Source organism: Streptomyces mayonensis (genome assembly GCF_018982965.1).
GTDB classification, from domain to species: domain Bacteria; phylum Actinomycetota; class Actinomycetes; order Streptomycetales; family Streptomycetaceae; genus Streptomyces; species Streptomyces mayonensis.
On sequence record NZ_JACBYP010000144.1, the window covers coordinates 1 to 19,140 of the forward strand.

The 19,140-nt window shown below is 72.2% G+C and carries 19 protein-coding genes and 1 tRNA gene; 9 read left to right on the forward strand and 11 right to left on the reverse strand.

Annotation, left to right across the window (positions count from 1 at the left end; genetic code table 11):
• Positions 1–483 (reverse strand): DUF2510 domain-containing protein (locus HZS56_RS33535; RefSeq protein ID WP_216724597.1); only part of this gene is annotated, 483 nt, incomplete at its 3' end.
• Positions 484–738: 255 nt separating this feature from the next.
• Here HZS56_RS33535 and HZS56_RS33540 point away from each other — a divergent pair.
• A complete protein-coding gene (locus HZS56_RS33540; protein WP_216724598.1) occupies positions 739–1,152 on the forward strand; it encodes an SsgA family sporulation/cell division regulator in 414 nt (137 codons plus the stop codon).
• Positions 1,153–1,177: 25 nt separating this feature from the next.
• Here the strand turns inward: HZS56_RS33540 and HZS56_RS33545 are convergent, their stop codons facing one another.
• A complete protein-coding gene (locus tag HZS56_RS33545) occupies positions 1,178–2,602 on the reverse strand; it encodes an FAD-binding oxidoreductase (protein ID WP_216724599.1) in 1,425 nt (474 codons plus the stop codon).
• A 217-nt stretch (positions 2,603–2,819) separates the two neighbouring features.
• Between HZS56_RS33545 and HZS56_RS33550 the strand changes: the two genes are divergently transcribed.
• Entirely contained in the window at positions 2,820–4,175 is a 1,356-nt protein-coding gene (locus HZS56_RS33550; protein ID WP_253915320.1) for a tetratricopeptide repeat protein, read from the forward strand.
• A gap of 14 nt (positions 4,176–4,189) precedes the next feature.
• Here HZS56_RS33550 and hppD read toward each other — a convergent pair whose 3' ends face one another.
• Positions 4,190–5,362 (reverse strand): 4-hydroxyphenylpyruvate dioxygenase, encoded by a 1,173-nt coding sequence (gene hppD / locus HZS56_RS33555; RefSeq protein ID WP_216724601.1) that lies wholly within the window; start codon positions 5,360–5,362, stop codon positions 4,190–4,192.
• A 126-nt stretch (positions 5,363–5,488) separates the two neighbouring features.
• On the opposite strand from hppD, the gene HZS56_RS33560 reads away from it, so the two are divergent.
• From HZS56_RS33560 to HZS56_RS33580, 5 genes are read left to right on the forward strand one after another with little or no spacing between them, the layout of a single operon-like run.
• On the forward strand, positions 5,489–5,989 hold the full coding sequence (locus HZS56_RS33560; RefSeq protein WP_216724602.1) for an Lrp/AsnC family transcriptional regulator: 501 nt from the start codon (positions 5,489–5,491) through the stop codon (positions 5,987–5,989).
• A gap of 28 nt (positions 5,990–6,017) precedes the next feature.
• Positions 6,018–6,665: an ABC transporter permease gene (locus HZS56_RS33565; RefSeq protein ID WP_216724603.1), complete on the forward strand. Its 648-nt coding sequence runs from the start codon at positions 6,018–6,020 to the stop codon at positions 6,663–6,665.
• Between the two features lie 34 nt (positions 6,666–6,699).
• Complete coding sequence (locus HZS56_RS33570) at positions 6,700–7,944, forward strand: betaine/proline/choline family ABC transporter ATP-binding protein (protein WP_216724612.1); 1,245 nt, start codon at positions 6,700–6,702, stop codon at positions 7,942–7,944.
• The gene (locus HZS56_RS33575; protein ID WP_216724604.1) at positions 7,941–8,807 is read left to right on the forward strand and encodes an ABC transporter permease; all 867 of its coding nucleotides are present in this window, start codon (positions 7,941–7,943) and stop codon (positions 8,805–8,807) included. Before HZS56_RS33570 ends, HZS56_RS33575 begins: the two co-directional genes overlap by 4 nt.
• Positions 8,804–9,808 (forward strand): glycine betaine ABC transporter substrate-binding protein, encoded by a 1,005-nt coding sequence (locus HZS56_RS33580; protein WP_374201236.1) that lies wholly within the window; start codon positions 8,804–8,806, stop codon positions 9,806–9,808. Before HZS56_RS33575 ends, HZS56_RS33580 begins: the two co-directional genes overlap by 4 nt.
• An 11-nt stretch (positions 9,809–9,819) precedes the next feature.
• Here HZS56_RS33580 and HZS56_RS33585 read toward each other — a convergent pair whose 3' ends face one another.
• The 4 genes from HZS56_RS33585 to HZS56_RS33600 all read right to left on the reverse strand — a co-directional run bounded on the left by HZS56_RS33585 (position 9,820) and on the right by HZS56_RS33600 (position 15,171).
• Positions 9,820–10,599 (reverse strand): S16 family serine protease, encoded by a 780-nt coding sequence (locus HZS56_RS33585; protein ID WP_216724605.1) that lies wholly within the window; start codon positions 10,597–10,599, stop codon positions 9,820–9,822.
• Between the two features lie 199 nt (positions 10,600–10,798).
• Complete coding sequence (locus tag HZS56_RS33590) at positions 10,799–11,461, reverse strand: IclR family transcriptional regulator (protein WP_216724606.1); 663 nt, start codon at positions 11,459–11,461, stop codon at positions 10,799–10,801.
• 291 nt (positions 11,462–11,752) lie between these two features.
• Entirely contained in the window at positions 11,753–13,549 is a 1,797-nt protein-coding gene (locus tag HZS56_RS33595; protein WP_216724607.1) for a DEAD/DEAH box helicase, read from the reverse strand.
• Between the two features lie 143 nt (positions 13,550–13,692).
• Positions 13,693–15,171: an MFS transporter gene (locus HZS56_RS33600; protein ID WP_216724608.1), complete on the reverse strand. Its 1,479-nt coding sequence runs from the start codon at positions 15,169–15,171 to the stop codon at positions 13,693–13,695.
• 208 nt (positions 15,172–15,379) lie between these two features.
• Here HZS56_RS33600 and HZS56_RS33605 point away from each other — a divergent pair.
• Positions 15,380–15,451: transfer RNA gene (locus HZS56_RS33605), tRNA-Cys, on the forward strand.
• 157 nt (positions 15,452–15,608) lie between these two features.
• On the opposite strand, the gene HZS56_RS33610 is transcribed toward HZS56_RS33605, so the two are convergent.
• The gene (locus HZS56_RS33610; RefSeq protein WP_253915321.1) at positions 15,609–16,586 is read right to left on the reverse strand and encodes an AraC family transcriptional regulator; all 978 of its coding nucleotides are present in this window, start codon (positions 16,584–16,586) and stop codon (positions 15,609–15,611) included.
• 49 nt (positions 16,587–16,635) lie between these two features.
• On the opposite strand from HZS56_RS33610, the gene HZS56_RS33615 reads away from it, so the two are divergent.
• On the forward strand, positions 16,636–17,370 hold the full coding sequence (locus HZS56_RS33615; RefSeq protein WP_216724609.1) for an SDR family oxidoreductase: 735 nt from the start codon (positions 16,636–16,638) through the stop codon (positions 17,368–17,370).
• An 88-nt stretch (positions 17,371–17,458) separates the two neighbouring features.
• On the opposite strand, the gene HZS56_RS33620 is transcribed toward HZS56_RS33615, so the two are convergent.
• The 3 genes from HZS56_RS33620 to HZS56_RS33630 form a co-directional block, all read right to left on the reverse strand.
• A complete protein-coding gene (locus tag HZS56_RS33620) occupies positions 17,459–17,920 on the reverse strand; it encodes a hemerythrin domain-containing protein (protein ID WP_253915322.1) in 462 nt (153 codons plus the stop codon).
• A complete protein-coding gene (locus tag HZS56_RS33625; protein WP_216724610.1) occupies positions 17,910–18,710 on the reverse strand; it encodes an alpha/beta hydrolase in 801 nt (266 codons plus the stop codon). Before HZS56_RS33625 ends, HZS56_RS33620 begins: the two co-directional genes overlap by 11 nt.
• Before the next feature lie 165 nt (positions 18,711–18,875).
• Positions 18,876–19,140 (reverse strand): SUKH-4 family immunity protein (locus tag HZS56_RS33630; RefSeq protein ID WP_216724611.1); only part of this gene is annotated, 265 nt, incomplete at its 5' end.

Here is a 19,140-nt window from a genome sequence, read left to right on the forward strand (position 1 = left end):
CCCGGCCCCCGCCCCGCCGGACCCGCCGGCACCCGCACCCGCACCAGAACCCGCACCGGACGTCGTGTCCGCGCTGCCGCCTCCGGCGTCGGCCGGTCCCGCCGGCCGCGCGTGCGGAATCCTCGGGTCCGTGCCCTGCGCCGGCCCCGGCCAGGCGACGCGCTGCTCCGGTGCCTCGGCGCGGCCGGACCGGTCGGCGCCCCAGGCCGTCGCGGGCTCCGGGCGGCTGCCGTGCTGGGCCGCCGAGGCGGGCGGTGCCCCGTCGACCGGGTCCTCGTCGAAGAAGTGCGGGCCGGTCTCCTCGACCAGGGCGCTCGCGCCGGGCGGCGGCGCGAGCGTCTCGCCGTCCTTGGGCGCGGGCCTGCTGGTGCCCGACACCCAGGAGGCGCCGTTCCAGTACCGGACATATCCAGGAATGGACGGGTCCGGGTAATACCCTTCGCGGGGCCTGTCGTCACCGGGGGCCGGGGTTGGGGCGCTCATGTCCGTCGTCCCGTATCTGCTCGGGGGTTGATAGGGGGCCTCAACATCTATCAGACGGACGCAATGCGCACCGTCGGTCCCGCAGGACCCGACCCTTTCCGGGCAACCTCGTGCATGGACCTTCACACCTGGGACAGAGGTGGTGGGAAAAAAGTTTCGCGAACCCGCGTAACGCTTGCGGCTCCGGCCGCTCTCACTCGTGCGGGCCCGTTACGGGCGGCCCGTGCGGATCCGTACGAGAGAGGAAACCCCGCCATGCACCCGACCGTCGTGGAACGCGAGCTGGAGCTGAGGCTCGTCCTGTCCCCCGAGACCAGCATCCCGGTGCCCGCCCTGCTCGGCTACCACAGCGACGACCCCTACGCCGTCCACATCACCTTCCACATCGACTCCGGGACGCCGGTGCACTGGACCTTCGCCCGCGACCTGCTGGTGGAGGGGGTCTTCCGCCCGTCCGGCCACGGGGACGTACGGGTGTGGCCGTCGAAGGCGCAGGGCCGCAGCGTGGTCCTGATGGCGCTGAGCAGCCCCGACGGGGACGCCCTCCTCGAGGCGCCCACCCCGCAGGTGTCGGCCTGGCTGGAGCGGACCCTGCGGGCGGTGCCGCCGGGGACCGAGGCCGGGCAGCTCGGCCTCGACGACGGGCTGGCCGAGCTGCTCGCCCGGTGAGCGACGGGCAGCTCGGCCCACCGGATCAGAACAGCTTGCCGGGATTGAGGATGTCCAGCGGGTCGAAGGCCTGTTTGACGGCCCGCTGCATCTCCAGGCCCACCGGGCCCAGCTCCCGCGCCAGCCACTCCTTCTTCAGCACGCCCACGCCGTGCTCGCCGGTGATGGTGCCGCCGAGTTCCAGGCCGAGCGCCATGATCTCGTCGAAGGACTCGCGGGCCCGCCGGGACTCGTCGGGGTCCTGCGCGTCGAAGCAGACCGTGGGGTGGGTGTTGCCGTCGCCCGCGTGGGCGCAGACCCCGATGGTGAGGCCGTACTTCGCGGCGACGCGTTCGATGCCCTCCAGCATGGCGCCGAGCCGGGAGCGCGGCACGCACACGTCGTCGATCATCGTCGTGCCCTTGACGGCTTCGAGGGCCGTGAGGGACAGGCGCCGCGCCTGGAGGAGCAGTTCGGACTCGGCGGCGTCCTCGGCCGGGACGACCTGCGTGGCACCGGCGGCCTCGCACAGCGCGCCCACGGCGGCGAGGTCGGCGGCCGGATCGGTGGTGTCGAAGGCGGCGAGCAGCAGGGCCTCGGTGCTCTCCGGCAACCCCATGCGGGCGAAGTCGTTGACCGCCTTGACGGTCGTACGGTCCATCAGTTCGAGGAGGGACGGCACGTGCCCGCCCTCCGTGATCCGGCAGATCGCGTCGCAGGCGGCGGCCGCGGAGGCGAACTCGGCGGCCAGCACCAGCTGCTCGGGCGGTTTGGGGCGCAGCCCGAGGACGGCCCGCACGACGATGCCGAGGGATCCCTCGGATCCGACGAAGAGGCGGGTCAGGTCGTATCCGGCGACGCCCTTGGCGGTGCGGCGCCCGGTGGACATCAGCCGGCCGTCGGCGAGGACGACGTCCAGGCCGAGGACGTACTCGGCCGTCACCCCGTACTTGACGCAGCACAGGCCGCCGGAGGCGGTGCCGATGTTGCCGCCGATGGTGCACATCTCCCAGCTGGAGGGGTCCGGCGGGTAGTAGAGGCCGTGTTCGTTCACCGCGCGGGAGAGCGTGGCGTTGACGACGCCCGGTTCGACGACGGCGACCCGGTCGACCGGGTTGATCTCCAGGATGCGGTCCATCCTGGTCAGGGAGAGGACCACGCAGCCCTCGGTGGCGTTGGCCGCGCCGGACAGGCCGGTGCGGGCGCCCTGCGGGACGACCGGTACGCGCAGGTCGGTGGCGGTGCGCATGACGTGCTGGACGTCCTCCGCCGTGCGCGGCAGGACGACCACCGCGGGCGCGCCGGCCGGGCAGAAGCTGGCCATGTCGTGGGCGTAGGAGGCCGTGACGTCGGGGTCGGTGAGGACGGACTCGGCGGGCAGTCCGGCGAGCAGCCGTTCGACGAGGGTGCTGCTGACCGCCGCGGCTGCGCCGACTCCGTCACGAGGCGCTTCGATACGGCTCATGATCACAGGTTGGCATCCGGGGCCATCGGTGTGAACCCCGTCGACGGCACTCTTCGCTTACCCGGTGCGCTCATCGTATTGGCGCACAGTGAGCGCCATGGTGGTCATGGAGAGACATACCGGACGGGACCGGGGCCGGGACCGGGGTCGGGACCGGGCTCGGGGACGGGGGCCGGGACGGGTGCCCGGCCCCGGGTGGCGGCGGTCGCGGCGCGGACGCCGGATGCTGATCGGTGGCGTCGCCGGTGCCGTCGTACTCGGCGGGGCCGTGGTGCTGCTGCCCTGGGGCGGCGGCGACGCTCCCCCGCCCGCGCCGGGCCCCGTGGCCGTGGCGCGCGGGGCGGTCACCACGGGCGTGCCCGCCGCGCTGCCGGACCTGGCCGCGCTGATCGGCGACCGGGAGTCGCACCTGCGGGCGCATCCGCGGGACGGCGCGTCGTGGGCGGTCCTTGGCGCGGCCTACGTCGAGCAGGGCAGCCGGACGGCGGACACCGCCAACTGGCCGAAGGCCGAGAAGGCCCTGCAGACCTCGCTGAAGACCGGGCCGCGGCGCAATCCGCAGGCCCTGGAGGGGCTCGCCGCGCTGGCGGTGGCGCGCCGGGACTTCCCGGCGGCGAAGAAGTGGGGCGAGAGCGCGGTGAAGGCGGCGCCGAAGCGGTGGACGGCGCACGCGGTGCTGGTCGACGCGTACACCGGGCTCGGCGACCAGAAGGGGGTGGGCCGGGCCCTGGACAAGGTGCTGGAGCTGCGCCCGGGCGCTCCGGCCGTGGGCGCGCTGGCCGCGGCCGTCTACCGGGACCGGGGCTGGCGGGAGGACGCGGCGGCCCGGATCTCGGACGCGGCGGCGGGGGCCGGGGCACCGGCCGAGCGGGCGGCGTACCTGGAGCAGGCCGGGCGGCTGGCGTTCGAGCGCGGCGACCGCGAGGAGGCGCTGCGGTTCTTCCAGGAGGCGCTGCGCACCGACCCCGACCAGCGGGCCGCGCAGGCCGGGCAGGGCCGGGCGCTGGCGGCGCTGGGCCGTACGACGGAGGCACTGTCCGCGTACCAGGCGGCGTCGGCCAAGCGGCCGGGACCCGAGTACGCCCTCGAGCTGGGCGAACTGTACGAGTCGCTGGGCCTCGCGCAGGCGGCGCGCGTCGAGTACGACCTGCTGCGGGAGCGGGTGCGGGGCGCCGGGGCGGCCGGGGCCGACGAGCAGCTGGTGCTGGGGCGCCTGGAGGCCGACCACGGGGACCCGGCGGAGGCGGTGCGGGTGCTGCGGGCGGAGTGGGGGCGCCAGCCCGGAACCGCGGTCGCCGACGCGCTGGGCTGGGCGCTGCACCGCACCGGTGCCGACGAGGAGGCGCTGGAGTTCGCGACGATCGCGACCGAGGGCGACCGGGGCGGCGGGGTGCGCAGCGCGCTGCACGTGTTCCACCGGGGCGTGATCGAGAAGGGGCTGGAGCGGTACGGGCCCGCGCGGCGGCATCTGCGGGAGGCGCTGACGATCAACCCGTACTTCTCCCCGCTGCGGGCGCCGGAGGCGAAGCGTGCCCTGGCGGAGCTGGGCGAGCCCTCGATGGAGGGCCCGCCCAGCTAGCCCCCGGAGCGGGCTCAGAGGTTGCCGCGCTTCTCCTGCTCGCGCTCGATCGCCTCGAACAGGGCCTTGAAGTTGCCCTTGCCGAAGCCCATCGAGCCGTGGCGTTCGATCATCTCGAAGAAGACGGTCGGCCGGTCCTGGACCGGCTTGGTGAAGATCTGCAGCAGGTAGCCGTCCTCGTCCCGGTCGACGAGGATCTTCAGCTCGCGCAGGACGTCGACGGGCACCCGGGTCTCGCCCGCCCACTCGCCGAGCGTGTCGTAGTACGAGTCGGGGGTGTCCAGGAACTCGACGCCGGCGGCCTTCATCGCGCGGACGGTCTGCACGATGTCGTTGGTGTTCAGCGCGATGTGCTGGACGCCCGCGCCGCCGTAGAACTCCAGGTACTCGTCGATCTGGGACTTCTTCTTGGCGACGGCGGGCTCGTTGATCGGGAACTTCACCTTGAGGGTGCCGTCGGCCACGACCTTGGACATCAGCGCGCTGTACTCGGTGGCGATGTCGTCGCCCACGAACTCCTTCATGTTCGTGAAGCCCATGACCTTGTTGTAGAAGCCGACCCACTCGTTCATCCGGCCGAGTTCGACGTTGCCGACGCAGTGGTCCACGGCCTGGAAGACCCTCCCCCAGCCTCCGGCCGGGAGGTGCCCCCACCCGGGCGGCGCCACCATCGGCTTGGCGGCGGCGTACCCGGGCAGGTACGGGCCGTCGTAGCCGGTGCGCTCGACGAGGGTGTGCCGGGTCTCGCCGTACGTGGCGATCGCGGCGAGGACGACGGTGCCGTGCTCGTCCTTGGCCTCGTGCGGCTCGGCGAGCGAGCGGGCGCCGTGCTCGACGGCGTAGGCGTGGGCGGCGCGCGCGTCCGGCACCTCGATGGCGAGGTCGACGACGCCGTCGCCGTGCTCGGCGACGTGCTGGGCGAGGAAGCGGCCCCAGTCGGTCGAGGGCCTGATCACCGAGGTGAACACGAAGCGGGCGGAGCCGCTCTCCAGGACGTAGCTCGCGGTCTCCCGGCTGCCGTTCTCCGGTCCGGAGTAGGCGACCAGCTTCATGCCGAAGGCGGTGGAGTAGTAGTGCGCGGCCTGCTTGGCGTTGCCCACGGCGAAGACGACCGCGTCCATTCCCTTGACCGGGAAGGGGTCGGCCTGCCGGGCGGTGTCGGGAGTGTGGTGTGTGGTCTGCGTCATAGCGGCAGGTTCTCCCCTGGCCGCAAGGTGCGCAATAGTTCGGGTTTTCAGTGGGCACTCTGACCATTGGCAGGCCGGTCGGGGCAGGCGATCTGTACAGGATGACCAGCCGGGAGGGTGTGGGTGATGGCGGGCAGGGGTGGCGGAGGGATCGACCGGCTGGACGGGCGGATCATCGGTCTGCTGGCGCGGGAGCCGCGGATCGGGGTGCTGGAGATGTCCCGGCGGCTGGGGGTGGCGCGCGGCACCGCGCAGGCCCGGCTCGACCGGCTTCAGTCGAACGGAGTCATCCGCGGCTTCGGCCCCCAGGTGGACCCGGCGGCCCTCGGCTATCCGGTCACCGCGTTCGCCACGCTGGAGATCCGGCAGGGCCAAGGGGCCGACGTACGGGCGCACTTGGCGACCGTGCCGGAGGTCCTGGAGCTGCACACCACGACCGGCACCGGGGACATGCTGTGCCGTCTGGTGGCCCGCTCGAACGCCGATCTCCAACGGGTGATCGACCGGGTTGTCGGTTTTGATGGCATCGTCCGGGCCGCCACGGCGATCGTGATGGAGAACCCCGTTCCGCTGCGGATCATCCCGCTGGTGGAGCAGGCGGCCGAGGACAGCGTCGGACCCGACTGAGGCGGCCTGATCCCGGAGGTGAGCGGGCGTGAACTTCTGGGACTTCCTGGGCAGCCGCCACCAGCAGCTGCTCGCCGACGCCTACCAGCACGCCAGTGCCGTCTTCCAGTGCATGGTGGTCGCGACGCTGCTCGGGGTGCTCATCGGCGTCGTCACCTACCGCAGCGAGTGGGCGGGAAACCTGGCGACCCTGTCGACCTCGACCATCCTCACCATCCCGTCGCTGGCCATGATCGGCCTGCTCATCCCGATCGTCGGCCTCGGTGTGCCGCCCACGGTGACGGCCCTGACCCTCTACGGACTCCTGCCGATCGTGCGCAACTCGATCGTCGGTCTGCGCGGGGTCGACCCGGCGCTGGTGGACGCCGCCAAGGGCATCGGCATGTCGCGTCCGGCGCGGCTGCTGCGGGTGGAGCTGCCGCTGGCCTGGCCGCCGATCCTGACCGGCATCCGGGTCTCGACGCAGATGCTGATGGGCATCGCCGCGATCGCCGCGTACGCCTCGGGACCGGGCCTCGGCAACGAGATCTTCCGCGGGATCGCCTCGCTCGGCAGCAAGAACGCCCTCAACCAGGTGCTCGCGGGCACGCTCGGCATCATCGTCCTGGCCCTGCTGTTCGACGCGGCGTACGTGCTGCTGGGGCGGCTGACCATTCCTAGGGGGATCCGTGTCTGAACACGACGAGAGCGGGGCGGCGGCCGGCGCCGCCATCGGGGAGAGCGGGGCGGCGACCGGGGCCACGATCGAGCTGGAGTCCCTCACCAAGCGCTACCCGGGCAACCCGCAGCCGGCCGTCGAGAACGTGTCGATGGAGATCAAGGCCGGCGAGACGGTCATCCTCGTCGGCCCCTCGGGCTGCGGGAAGTCCACCACCCTGAAGATGATCAACCGGCTGATCGAGCCGAGCGGCGGCCGCATCCGCATCAACGGCGAGGACGTCACCGACATCGACCCGGTGAAGCTGCGCCGCAAGGTCGGCTACGCGATCCAGTCCTCCGGTCTGTTCCCGCACATGACCGTCGCCCAGAACATCGCCCTGGTACCGAAGATGACCGGCTGGTCCAAGACCCGTATCCGCTCCCGGGTGGAGGAGATGCTGGACCTGGTCGGCCTCGACGCCGGGGAGTTCCACGGCCGCTACCCGCGCCAGCTCTCCGGCGGCCAGCAGCAGCGGGTGGGCGTGGCCCGGGCCCTGGCCGCCGATCCGCCCGTGCTGCTGATGGACGAGCCGTTCGGCGCGGTCGACCCGATCACCCGCGACCACCTCCAGGACGAGCTGATCCGCCTCCAGCACGAGCTGCACAAGACGATCGTCTTCGTCACCCACGACTTCGACGAGGCGATCAAGCTGGGCGACCGCATCGCCGTCCTGCGCGAACGCTCCCACATCGCGCAGTTCGACACCCCCGAGGCCATCCTCACCAACCCGGCGGACGACTTCGTCTCCGGTTTCGTGGGCGCGGGGGCGGCGCTGAAGCGGCTCAACCTCACCCGGGTCAGGGACGTGGCGATCACCGACTACCCGACGGTGACCGTGGAGGACCCGCTCCAGCACATCTTCGACCGGCTGCGGGAGTCGGGCACCAACGAGATCCTCCTCCTCGACCGGCGCGGCCGCCCCTACAAGTGGCTGCGGCGCGGCGACCTGATGCGGGCCAAGGGCTCGCTGGCCCGGGCCGGGACGCTCGTCCACGACACGGTGACCCGGGACGCGACGCTGCGGGACGCGCTGGAGGCGGTGCTGACCGACAACGCGGGGCGGGTCGCGGTCACCGGGCGGCGCGGCGGCTACGAGGGCGTCGTCGACATGGAGACGCTGATGAACTCCGTGCAGGAACTGCTGGAGGCCGACCGTCTTGACGCGCTGGAGCACCAGCACGACCTGGAGGAGTCCCGGGCCACGCAGACACAGACCGAGCAGGAGGGCTTCGGCGAGGTCGGAGGCCGCGCGTGAGCAGCTCCGCCCGCCCCTCCCCCGGCCGCCGCCCCGAGGGCGAGCACGAGGTCAAGGGGCTCGCCTTCCGGGACGAGGGCGCGAGCGAGGAGGAGGCGCCCCCGTCCCCCGCGGCAGCGGCCGGGCCCCGGGTCGGCTGGCGGAAGCTGACCTTCCTGCCCGTGGTCCTGATCGCCGTACTGCTGGCGACGTGGCTGTGGTTCCGGCAGGCCGACCTGGACGCGCTCAGCCGCAACGCCCTGGGAAACGGCCAGGTCACCAAGGCCCTGTGGCAGCACGTCGAACTGACGGTGATCTCCACCTTCTTCGTGCTGATCATCGCGATCCCGCTGGGCGTCCTGCTGACGCGCGGGGCGTTCCGCAGGGCCACCCCGTTCGCGATGGCCTTCGCCAACATGGGCCAGGCGACCCCGGCGATCGGCCTGCTCGCCCTGCTGGTGATCTGGCTGGGCATCGGCCGCCGGGCCGCCCTGATCGGCATCATCATCTACGCCGTCCTGCCCGTGCTGTCCAACACCATCGCGGGCCTGAGGGCGAACGACCCGACGCTCCTGGAGGCGGCCCGCGGCATCGGCATGTCCCCGCTCGGCGTCCTGACCCGGGTGGAGCTCCCGCTGGCCGTCCCCCTCATCCTGGCCGGCGTGCGCACGGCGCTCGTCCTGAACGTCGGTACGGCGACGCTGGCGACCTTCGGCGGGGGCGGCGGCCTGGGCGTACTGATCACCACGGGCATCACCAGCCAGCGGATGCCGGTCCTGGTGCTGGGCTCGATCCTCACCGTGGCGCTCGCGCTGCTGGTGGACTGGCTGGCGTCGCTGGCGGAACTGCTGCTGCGCCCGCGGGGCCTGGAGGTGGGCACATGAGCCGGCGGAGAGGCTGGAATCGGCTGCGGCGGCCGAGCCGGCGTACGGGCGCGCTGCTGGCGGTGTCGCTCCTGGCAGCCGCCGCCGGGTGCGGCCTGACCAGCGGCTCCCCGATGGTCGACGACGTGGAGCCGGGCACGGTCGGCAAGGGGAAACCGCTGGACGGGGCCGATCTGACGGTCACCTCCAAGGAGTTCACGGAGCAGCTGGTCCTGGGCGCGATCATGGGCATCGCCTTCGAGGCCGCCGGCGCGGACGTGCTGGACCGCACGGGCATCCAGGGCTCCGTCGGCACCCGCGCGGCGGTGGAGAACGGCGACGCCGACGCCACGTACGAGTACACGGGCACCGCCTGGATCACCTACCTGGGCAACAGCAGGCCGATCCCGGACCCGGAGCAGCAGTGGCGGGCGGTGAAGGAGGCCGACGCGAAGAAGGGCCTGACGTGGCTGCCGCCGGCCCGCCTGAACAACACGTACGCGCTGGCGATGAACCAGTCCAACTACAGGAAGTACAGGACGAAGACCCTCTCGGAGGTCACCGCCCTGTCGAAGTCGGACCCGGGTGCGGTGACGCTGTGCGTGGAGGGCGAGTTCGCCAACCGCGCGGACGGTCTGCCGGGCCTGGAGAAGGCGTACGGCATGTCGCTGCCCGCCGGGAACATCACCCAGATGGACACCGGCATCATCTACACCCAGACCGCGAAGGGCGCCTGCACCTACGGCGAGGTGTACACCACCGACGGGCGGATCAAGTCCATGAACCTGGTGGTGATGGAGGACGACAAGAAGTTCTTCCCGAACTACAACGCGGCGCCCATGGTCCGCACGGCCACCCTGAAGAAGTGGCCGGCGATCGCGTCGGTCCTCGACCCGGTCACCAGGGCACTGACCAACGACGTCGCGCAGACCCTGAACGCCAAGGTCGACGTGGACGGCGAGGACCCGCACCAGGTGGCCCTGGACTGGATGAAGGAGAAGGGCTTCGTGAAGGAGGGCTAGCGCGCCGCGACTCAGCAGGCGGGCACGTCGCCCTTCCCGCTCTCCAGCGCCTTGAGCGAGTCGACGGCACCCTTGAGAGTCGTCACCGGGATCAGCCGCAGCCCCTTCGGCAGCTCGGCCTGCGCGTCCGAGCACTCCGCCTTCGGCACCAGGAACACGGTCGCCCCGTCCCGCCGCGCGGCCTGCGTCTTGAGCGGTACGCCGCCCACGGCGCCGACCTCGCCGCCGTCGGTGATGGTCCCGGTCCCGGCGACGACCCGGCCGCCGGTGAGGTCGTCGGCGCCGAGCTTGTCGACGATGCCGAGCGAGAACAGCAGCCCGGCACTGGGCCCGCCGACGTCCTCGAGCCGCAGCTCGACGTCGACGTCCTTCCCGTCCAGCCGCAGATACCGGAGCGCGGCCGTGGTGGCGGTGTCCTGCGACTCCTTCATCTGCTTCTGGTTGTACTCCTCGATCTCGCCCACGTCGTCGCCGCTCGGATAGACGGCGTCGCGCGGCATCACGGCCCGGTCGGTGTCGAACCAGCTGCTGAGCACGTCCCCGAGGCGGATACGCGCGTCCGGTCCGGTCGCCTCGATCGTCGTCATCCGCAGCTGCCCACGGGTGTCGTGCGTCGGCGCACCGCTGACGGTGATCACCTCGTCCCCCTGGTTCTCGCCCAGCACATCGGCCGTCAGGCCCGGCTGCGCCACGGAGAACGGCAGCGGCGCGAACACGACGGTGGCGAGCAGCGCCACGACGGGCAGCCCGCACACGGCGAGGACCTGGGGACGCGTGAGACGAGAGAGCACGGAGTCAATCTAACGCGGGCCCGTCCGCGCGCCGGATGCGGGCAGGCGCGCGGCGGCCCGGCACCACGCGGACCGGTGATCATGAGCGACCCGCACCTCGGCAAGCTCACCCGGCGGCCCGGGGTCGGGCGCGCGGTGGCCAGGAGGTCCTCCGACACGGCCCACGCGGGCCGGTGACCCGGGCCCCCGTCGGCGAACGTCACCGCAGCGCTTCCGCGACCTCCCTGGCCGCGTGCATCACGCGTTCGCCGACGCGTTCCGGGACCACCTCCGAGAGCATCACCACACCCACGCTGCCCTCGACGCCCGTGACACCGAGCAGGGGTGCCGCCGCGCCGCAGGCGCCGGCCTCCAGTTCGCCGTGGGTGAGGGTGTAGCCGGGGTCGTCGTCCGTCGGCTCGCCGACCGGTGGGGACGGGTGGCGGGCGGCGAGTATGGCCTTGCCCGCCGCGCCCCGTTCCAGGGAGTGGCGGAAGCCCGCGCGGTAGGCGACGTGGTAGTCCGTCCAGGTCGGCTCCACGACCGCCACGGCCAGCGCCTCCGCGCCGTCCACCAGGGTCAGGTGGGCCGTCGCTCCGATGTCCTCGGCGAGCGAGCGCAGGGCGGGCATCGCCGCCTCGCGGACCAGGGGGTGTACCTGGCGGCCCAGGCCCAGGACGCCGAGGCCGACGCGGGCACGGCCGCCCAGGTCGCGGCGTACGAGAGCGTGCTGCTCCAGCGTGGCGAGCAAGCGGTATACGACCGTCCGGTTCACGCCCAGTTTGTGGGACAGCTCGGTGACGGTCAGCCCGTGGTCCGTGTCGGCCAGCAGCTTGAGGACCCTGAGTCCCCGGTCGAGCGTCTGAGAGGTCTCCGCGGTCACGACGCCCACTCCTTAGTGGTGAGGTCGGCGGCCCCTTCGCGGCGGGCGCGTCACCGAGTCCCGTCCGTGACGCGCTCCAGAGGCCGCCGATCGGCTGACGACCCGGCGTTTCCCGGGTCCAGTCGCTTCACGGCTGCGCTCCGCGGCGGCGCTGCCACGGGGCGTGTGCGTAGCGGGACAGTAACCACCAGGTCCGCTCAGCGGAAGGCTCCGTCCAGAATCCGGGCGCCAACCGTTACCGACTGCCGGTTTTTGTCCCCATTCGTACGGCCCGCGCACGCCTCGGCGGCGTCACTTCATGCGCGTCGCCCACTCCTGCACCTTGGCGATGCGCTGGCGCAGCTGGCCCGCGGTGGCCTCGGCGCTGGGCGGGCCGCCGCAGACCCGGCGCAGTTCGGTGTGGATGACACCGTGCGGCTTGCCGCTCTGGTGGACGTAGGCGCCGACCATGGTGTTGAGCTGCTTGCGCAGCTCCATCAGCTCCTTGTGGGAGACCACCGGGCGGCGTTCGGCGGGGAGTTCGAGCAGGTCGGCCTCGTCGTCGGGCTTCTTGCGGCTGTGCGCGATCTGCCGGGCCTGCCGCTTCTGGAGGAGCAACTGCACCTGGTCCGGCTCCAGCAGGCCCGGGATGCCGAGGTAGTCCTGCTCCTCCTCGCTGCCCGGGTGGGCCTGCATGCCGAACTCGGCGCCGTTGTACATCACCCGGTCGAAGGTGGCCTCGGACTCCAGCGCCTCGAAGGCGAACTGCTCCTGCTCGCCGGTGTCCTCGTCCTGCTCCCGGTTGGCCTCGTCCATCTCCTTCTCGGACTCGGCGTAGGGGTCCTCCTCGCCCTCCTTCTTCGGCTTGTCGAGGACGTGGTCCCGCTCGCGCTCCATCTCGTTGGCGAAGGTGAGCAGGTCCGGGACGGTGGGGAGGAAGACGGAGGCCGTTTCGCCGCGCCGGCGGGAACGCACGAAGCGCCCCACGGCCTGGGCGAAGAAGAGGGGGGTGGAGATGGTGGTGGCGTAGACGCCGACCGCGAGGCGGGGGACGTCGACGCCCTCGGACACCATGCGGACGGCGACCATCCAGCGGTCGTCGCCCTGGCTGAACGTGTCGATGTTCTTGGAGGCCCCCGCGTCGTCGGACAGGACGACGGTGGCCTTGCTGCCGGTGATCTCGCGGATCAGCTTGGCGTAGGCGCGGGCGGAGTCCTGGTCGGCGGCGATGACGAGCGCGCCCGCGTCCGGGACGGCCTTCCTGACCTCGGTCAGCCGCTGGTCCGCGGCGCGCAGCACGGCCGGCATCCACTCGCCGCGCGGGTCGAGCGCGGTCCGCCAGGCCTGGCTGACGGCGTCCTTGGTCATCGGCTCGCCGAGCCGGGCGGCGATCTCGTCGCCCGCCTTCGTCCGCCAGCGCATGTTGCCGCTGTAGCTCATGAAGATGACGGGCCGGACCACGCCGTCGGCGAGCGCCGAACCGTAGCCGTACGTGTAGTCGGCGGCGGAGCGGCGGATGCCGTCGTTGCCCTCCTCGTACGCCACGAAGGGGATCGGGTTCGTGTCGGAGCGGAAGGGCGTGCCGGTGAGCGCGAGGCGGCGGGTGGCCGGCTCGAACGCCTCCAGGCAGGCCTCGCCCCACGACTTGGAGTCACCGGCGTGGTGGATCTCGTCGAGGATGACGAGGGTCTTGCGCTGCTCGACGCGGTTGCGGTGCAGCATGGGGCGGACGCCGACGCCCGCGTACGTGATGGCGATGCCCTGGTACTCGCGGCTGAGCGGGCCGGCGCTGTACTCGGGGTCCAGCTTGATCCCTATCCGCGCCGCGGCCTCCGCCCACTGCTTCTTCAGGTGCTCGGTCGGCGCGACGACGGTCACCTGCTGCACGACGTGGTGGTGCAGCAGCCAGGACGCCAGCGTCAGCGCGAAGGTCGTCTTCCCGGCGCCGGGCGTGGCGACGGCCAGGAAGTCCCGGGGCTGGTCCTGGAGGTACTTCTCCATCGCCCCCTGCTGCCAGGCCCGCAGCTTGCCGGCGGTGCCCCACGGGGCACGGCCGGGGAAGGCCGGGGACAGGTGGTGCGAGGTGCTGGAGCTGGCGGTGGTAGTCACGGTCTCCGAAGGGGGTAGAGCGGCTCGGCCACGTATGACAACCGGGCCACCCTACCGGCGGCCGGACGCGATCAACGCGCGCCCGGGGGCGGGTCACCCCCGGGTGGGACGGACGTCACAACCGCCCGGGCCGTGCCCCCGCCTCACTTCTCGCGCAGCCGCGTCGCCACCCACGCGCCCACCAGGGCCACCGCCGCCATCGGCAGGAACACGGCGGCGAACGCGGCGGGGTGGGAGCCGGTCGCCGCACCGGCCCCGGTGGCCGCGTGGGCGACCGTGCCGCCGCCGAGGGCCGCGAAGGCCGCGCCGCCGGCCGCCAGGAGGACCACGTTGGACAGGCCGTCCGAGATCTGGAGGGCGGCGGAGTTGGCACCGGCCTCCTCGGGGGCGGAGAGCTTGAGCAGCAGCACACTGGTGGAGGAGATCACCAGGCCCATGCCGAAGCAGCCGAAGCCCCAGGCGACGGCCACCGTCCAGGCGGGTACGGCGTCGATCAGCACGCTGGGCGCCGTGGCGACGGCCGCCGCGACCAGCACCATGCCGAGGGCCATCAGCCGTTCCCGGTACGGCTCAAGACGCGGCCGGGACTGCAGCCAGGAGCCGCCGGCCCAGGTGGCGCCGCCCGCGGCCAGCGAGAGACCGGCGAGCGTGGGGCTGAGCCCGCGCTGGGTGACGAGCATCAGCGGGACGAAGGACTCGGCCGCGATGAAGGACCCGGCGGCCACGCCGCGCAGCAGGACCACGGAGGGCAGGCCGCGCACCGCCCGGTAGGTGCCGCGCGGCAGCAGGCCGAGCACGGCGGGGACGAGCAGCGCCGCGCCCACCGCTCCCGGCAGCAGCGACACCCACCGCAGGTCCTGGGCGGCGTACTGGAGCAGGCCCGCGCCCAGCGAGACGGCGAGGGCGAGACGGATGCGGCGCCCGTCGAAGGAGGCCGGCGTGTCCGCTCCGCCCACCGGGCCCGCCGCCCGGCTGCGTATCTGCGGCAGCGCCAGGGCGAGCGGAATGACGACCAGCACCGGGATGCCGACGAACACCCAGCGCCAGCCGAGGTGCTCGGTCACCGCTCCGGAGGCCAGCGGCCCGACGACCGACGGGACGACCCAGCCCGCCGCGAACGCCGCCATGATCGCGGGCCGCAGCCGCTCCGGGTAGGCCCGCCCGACAACGACGTACAGCGCCACGATCACCAGCCCGCCGCCGAGCCCCTGCACGGCCCGCCCGAGGATGAACAGCCACATCGCCCCGGCCGTCCCGGACAGCACGAGCCCCACCGCGAAGGACGCGATGCCGGTCGCCAGCGGGGCCAGCGGCCCCCTCCGGTCCGACCACTGGCCCGAGAGCACCATCCCGAACAGACTGGTCGTGAAGTACCCCGAGAACGCGAACGCGTACAGCGACACCCCGTCCAGCTCCCGCGCCGCCACCGGCATCGCCGTACCGACCGCCGTCGCCTCGAAGGCGATCAGCACGATGACGGAGACGATGCCGACGCTCAGCGCCCGGTAGGCACGGCTCAGCACGGTCTCGGCGGGGGCGGCGGTACTGATCGGCGATTCGGCGGGCTCGGCACGCTCGGCGGGAACGGCGACATCGGTGTCGCGGGACTCAGGGACGGTCATGGTCGCCAGAGTAAGGGCCACAGCCCGCCTTCACCCCTGTCGGGAGGCGGTACCGGACCGGGACCTTGGTCGTACGACCGCACGCCCCCGCACCACTGCGCTTGTGCCCGTTCATGAACGCCGTGTGGCAGTCGTGTTGCGGCCTGCCCGGATTCCTTGAGCACCGGCCGCGCCCCGCCCTACCGTCGGGAGCACGAAGCAACGACACGGCCGTGTGCCCGAGTGGTTCAGGGGCTCGCCTGCAAAGCGAGTTACGTGGGTTCGAATCCCGCCACGGCCTCCGACTTGCCCGACAAGGCAGAGTGAACGGGTGGAATCCCGAGCGGGGTTCCACCCGTTGAGCCTTTCCCGGTGCGCTCGTCACTCGCTGTGGTCGCGACGCCGGCGCTGCGGTCCACATGGTCCCCGAGGCGTAAGGCCCCTGGCAGGAACGACGACTAGTGCGCCGAGAGGGCTGAGCCGTTGCGGCGGGCCTGCTCGCGGAACTGCCGCGGCGAGGAGCCGACGACTCGGCGGAACGCGGTGCTGAAGGCGCTTTCGGACTCGTACCCGGTCGCCGTGGCGAGCTCGGAGATGGATGACGAGCCGCGGAGCAGGGCGTCGCGGGCCAGGCTCATCCGCCACTCGATCAAGTACTCCAACGGCGGCCGGCCCACCCGCTGCTTGAAGGAGGCGGCGAACGCGGAACGGGACATGTTGGCCAGCCGGGCAAGCTCGGCGAGCGACCAACGGCGTGACACATCGGCGTGCATGGCGCGCATCGCCACGCCGATGCGGTCGTCCGTGAGCGCTCCCAGCCAGCCGACGGGACGCTCCGTCCGGTTCGCGTGCGCGCGCAGCATGTGCACGAACAGGATCTGGGCCAGGTGGTCGAGGACCAGCGAGCTGCCAGGGGCGTTGGTCGCGAACTCGCTCACGAGCAGTTGGCTCAGATGCCCGAACAATCGGCCCTGCGGGTCGGTCGCGCGGACGTGGACCAGACGGGGAAGGGCGTCGACCACGACGGACGCGTCGGCATCGTCGAAGGCGAAGTGGGCACGGCACACGTAGGTCTCGGCTCCACCGCCGTCCGCGACGTTCACCACCTGGGCCCCCGCCAGGTCGAGCGACGCCGCGGCTCGTGGTTCGGCCCCCAGCTCGCTGGCCAGCGCGTAGGACGGGGGATCGCCCAGCAGGTAGAAGTCTCCCTGGCGCAGCAGCACCGGCTCGTGGCCCTCGATGGTCAGCCAGCACTGGCCGGTCGCGACCACGCCGATCTGGACGTGACGGAACGGCTCGAAGCGCACCGCCCACGGACCCGTGCCGGTGAGGCCGCCGTGTTGGAAGCTGCGCGGACGCAGGAGACCGGCCGCATCCGCTATCGGGTCACCAGCGGCGGCGACACCGACCCGCATGGACGAACCGTAAAGATTCATGGACTCCACGTTATGGAAGATACCGTCGACGTCAAGCACGGTTGACTGCATGAACAACATCACGAAGCGAACGGCCCTGGTCACGGGCGCCAACAAGGGCATCGGCCTTGAGACGGCCCGGCAGCTGGCCGAGGCCGGGTATCTCGTCTGGATCGGCTCGCGCGACCTCGACCGGGGGCGAGCCGCAGCCGAGGCACTCTCTGCCCACGGTGAGGTACGCGTCGTCGCACTCGACGTCACCGACGAGAACTCCGTCCGCTCCGCCGCGGCAGAGATCGGGGCGGCGCACGACTCCCTCGACGTACTGGTCAACAACGCCGGCGTTGCCAAGGTCGAAGGCGAGGGCCTCCCCAGCACCGTTGCCCTCGAGACGGTCCGTGAGGACCTCGAGGTCAACCTGTTCGGCCCGCTGCGTGTCACCCAGGCCTTCCTGCCCCTGGTCAGGAAGTCGCCCGAGGGCCGCATCGTCAACGTCAGCACCAAGATGGCCTCTCTGGGTCCGCTGGCCGATCCCGAGAGCGTTCAGAGGGCCTTCCCGGTCTTCGCCTATCCGGTTTCCAAGACCGCCCTGAACAGCCTCACCGGCTGGCTCGCCGCCGAACTCGCAGACACACCGATCAAGGTCAACTCGGTCTGCCCGGGCGTCAACAGGACCGACATGAACTCCGACCCCTCCGGCCGGCATCCCTCCGAGGGAGCCAAGGTCGCCGTGCGCGCCGCCATGCTGCACGCCGACGGGCCCACCGGCAGCTTCTTCGACATCGACGGTCCCGCGCCCTGGTGAACGCGGCCTCTGACCGGAACGGGGGGGAGCCGAGGGGCGGGTGGATTCCCGGTCGCGCCGTCGGCGGGCGGCGCGACCGGAACACGGTTCAGCCGATCGGGCCGAAGATCTCAGTGCGGTCGAAGTCGGTGTCCATGCCGTCCAGCACCGCTCCCAGTTGCTTCTCCTCGTACTTGAAGTGCGTCTCCATGACCGCCTCGACCCCGTCCAGGTGGCGATGCGCCACCTCCGGATCGGTCGAGTCGGCCAGCGCCTTCCGCAATCCGCCGATGAGGTGCTCGATCATGTTGTGGTCCTGAGTCAGCTTCGCGACCACCGGCGCCAGGTCGGGTCGCGCCCGTACCAGTTCGGGGAAGAGCGAACCGTCCTCGGCACGATGGTGGCCGGACAGGGCGGCGCAGAACCCGTGGCAGAACAACAGCAAGTCGGTGGCGGCGTCAGCGGGGTCGCCGCCGTCCAGTCCCGCCCGCGCCAGCGCCAGCGCACTGCGCAGCTTGCCGTGCACCCGCTGCAGTTCCCCGCCCCCGGCGGTGACACGGTCAGTCGGCAAGAACGCCCTCCCGTCGCAGCCAAGCCGCGCACGCGGTCGTCCAGGACGCGGTGTGCGGCTCGCGCGCAATGAACTTGTGCGGCTCACCGCCGTATTCCACGCCGTCGGCCAGGCCGATGCCGTGGCTGCCGCCCGGGTAGACGTGCAACTCCACCGGTACCCCGGCCGCCGCCAGCGCCCGGGTCCACTCCAGGGCGTTGGGCAGGCCCGGCGGGTCCTGAGAGGTGGCCCACACGAAGGTCGGACACACCGACGCGTCGACGTGTTTGGCCGGAGACAGCTCGTCCTTGATGGGCAGCAGGTCGCCGAGCAGGTTCTCGACCACCGCCGGCGGCAGCAGGTCGAGGTCGGCCAGCGCGTAGGACAGGATGGCGAAGTCCGGTCGGGGCGGGTCGACGACGCCCTCCTCGACGGACAGCACCCGGCCGGTCATGAGCAGGCCGGCAAGCTGACCGCCCGCGCTCGATCCGATGACGCCGACCCTGCCGATGTCGAGGCCGTGGTCGCCGTCGCGGATGTGGTCCAACCCGGCCCGGGCGTCTTCGAGCGGGGCCGGGAACCGATCCGGCAGAAGCCGGTAGGACAGGACGAAGGCGTGGATGCCGAGGCCGGACAGCCAGCGCGCGTAGCCTTCACCCTCGTGCGGCGGAAGTTCCCGGAAGCCGCCGCCGGGCAGGACGAGAACGGCGGGCCGGGGGCCGGGGAACCGGTCCTCGGCGGGGTAAGACGTGATCTTCTGTGAAATCGGGGTGGGAATGGCCGGAGCCACCTTCCGGTACGACGCCTCCATGCCTGACGATCCATCCGCCACCGGCACGCGACGCTGCCTGAAACCATAACCTCCCGAACCGGCCGGACGGTCGGGTCACGCTGCCTCAAGTGCTCAGGAAACGCAGGCCCGTTGCCAGGCGGCCCGGTCGGCTTCCGACCGGCCGGGCAGGTCGGGCGACGCGGGTTACGCGCTCTCGACCCCCGCCCCCGCCTCCAGCCGCCTCATGCGCCGCAGGGCCCAGAGGGTGAGGGCGAGGGCGGAGACGTCGGACATCAGGGGGTGGAGGGTGCCCTGTCGGGCGTTCCAGGCGAGGATCGTGCCTCTCGTGCCGTCGACGACCGCGTGGGCGCCGTCCGACAGGCGGCCCAGGCGTATGAGGTGGTCCGCGCGGGCGGGGGGCGTCGGGTGGCCGGGGAGTTCGTCGCAGTATTCGGCGAGGGTGGGGAGG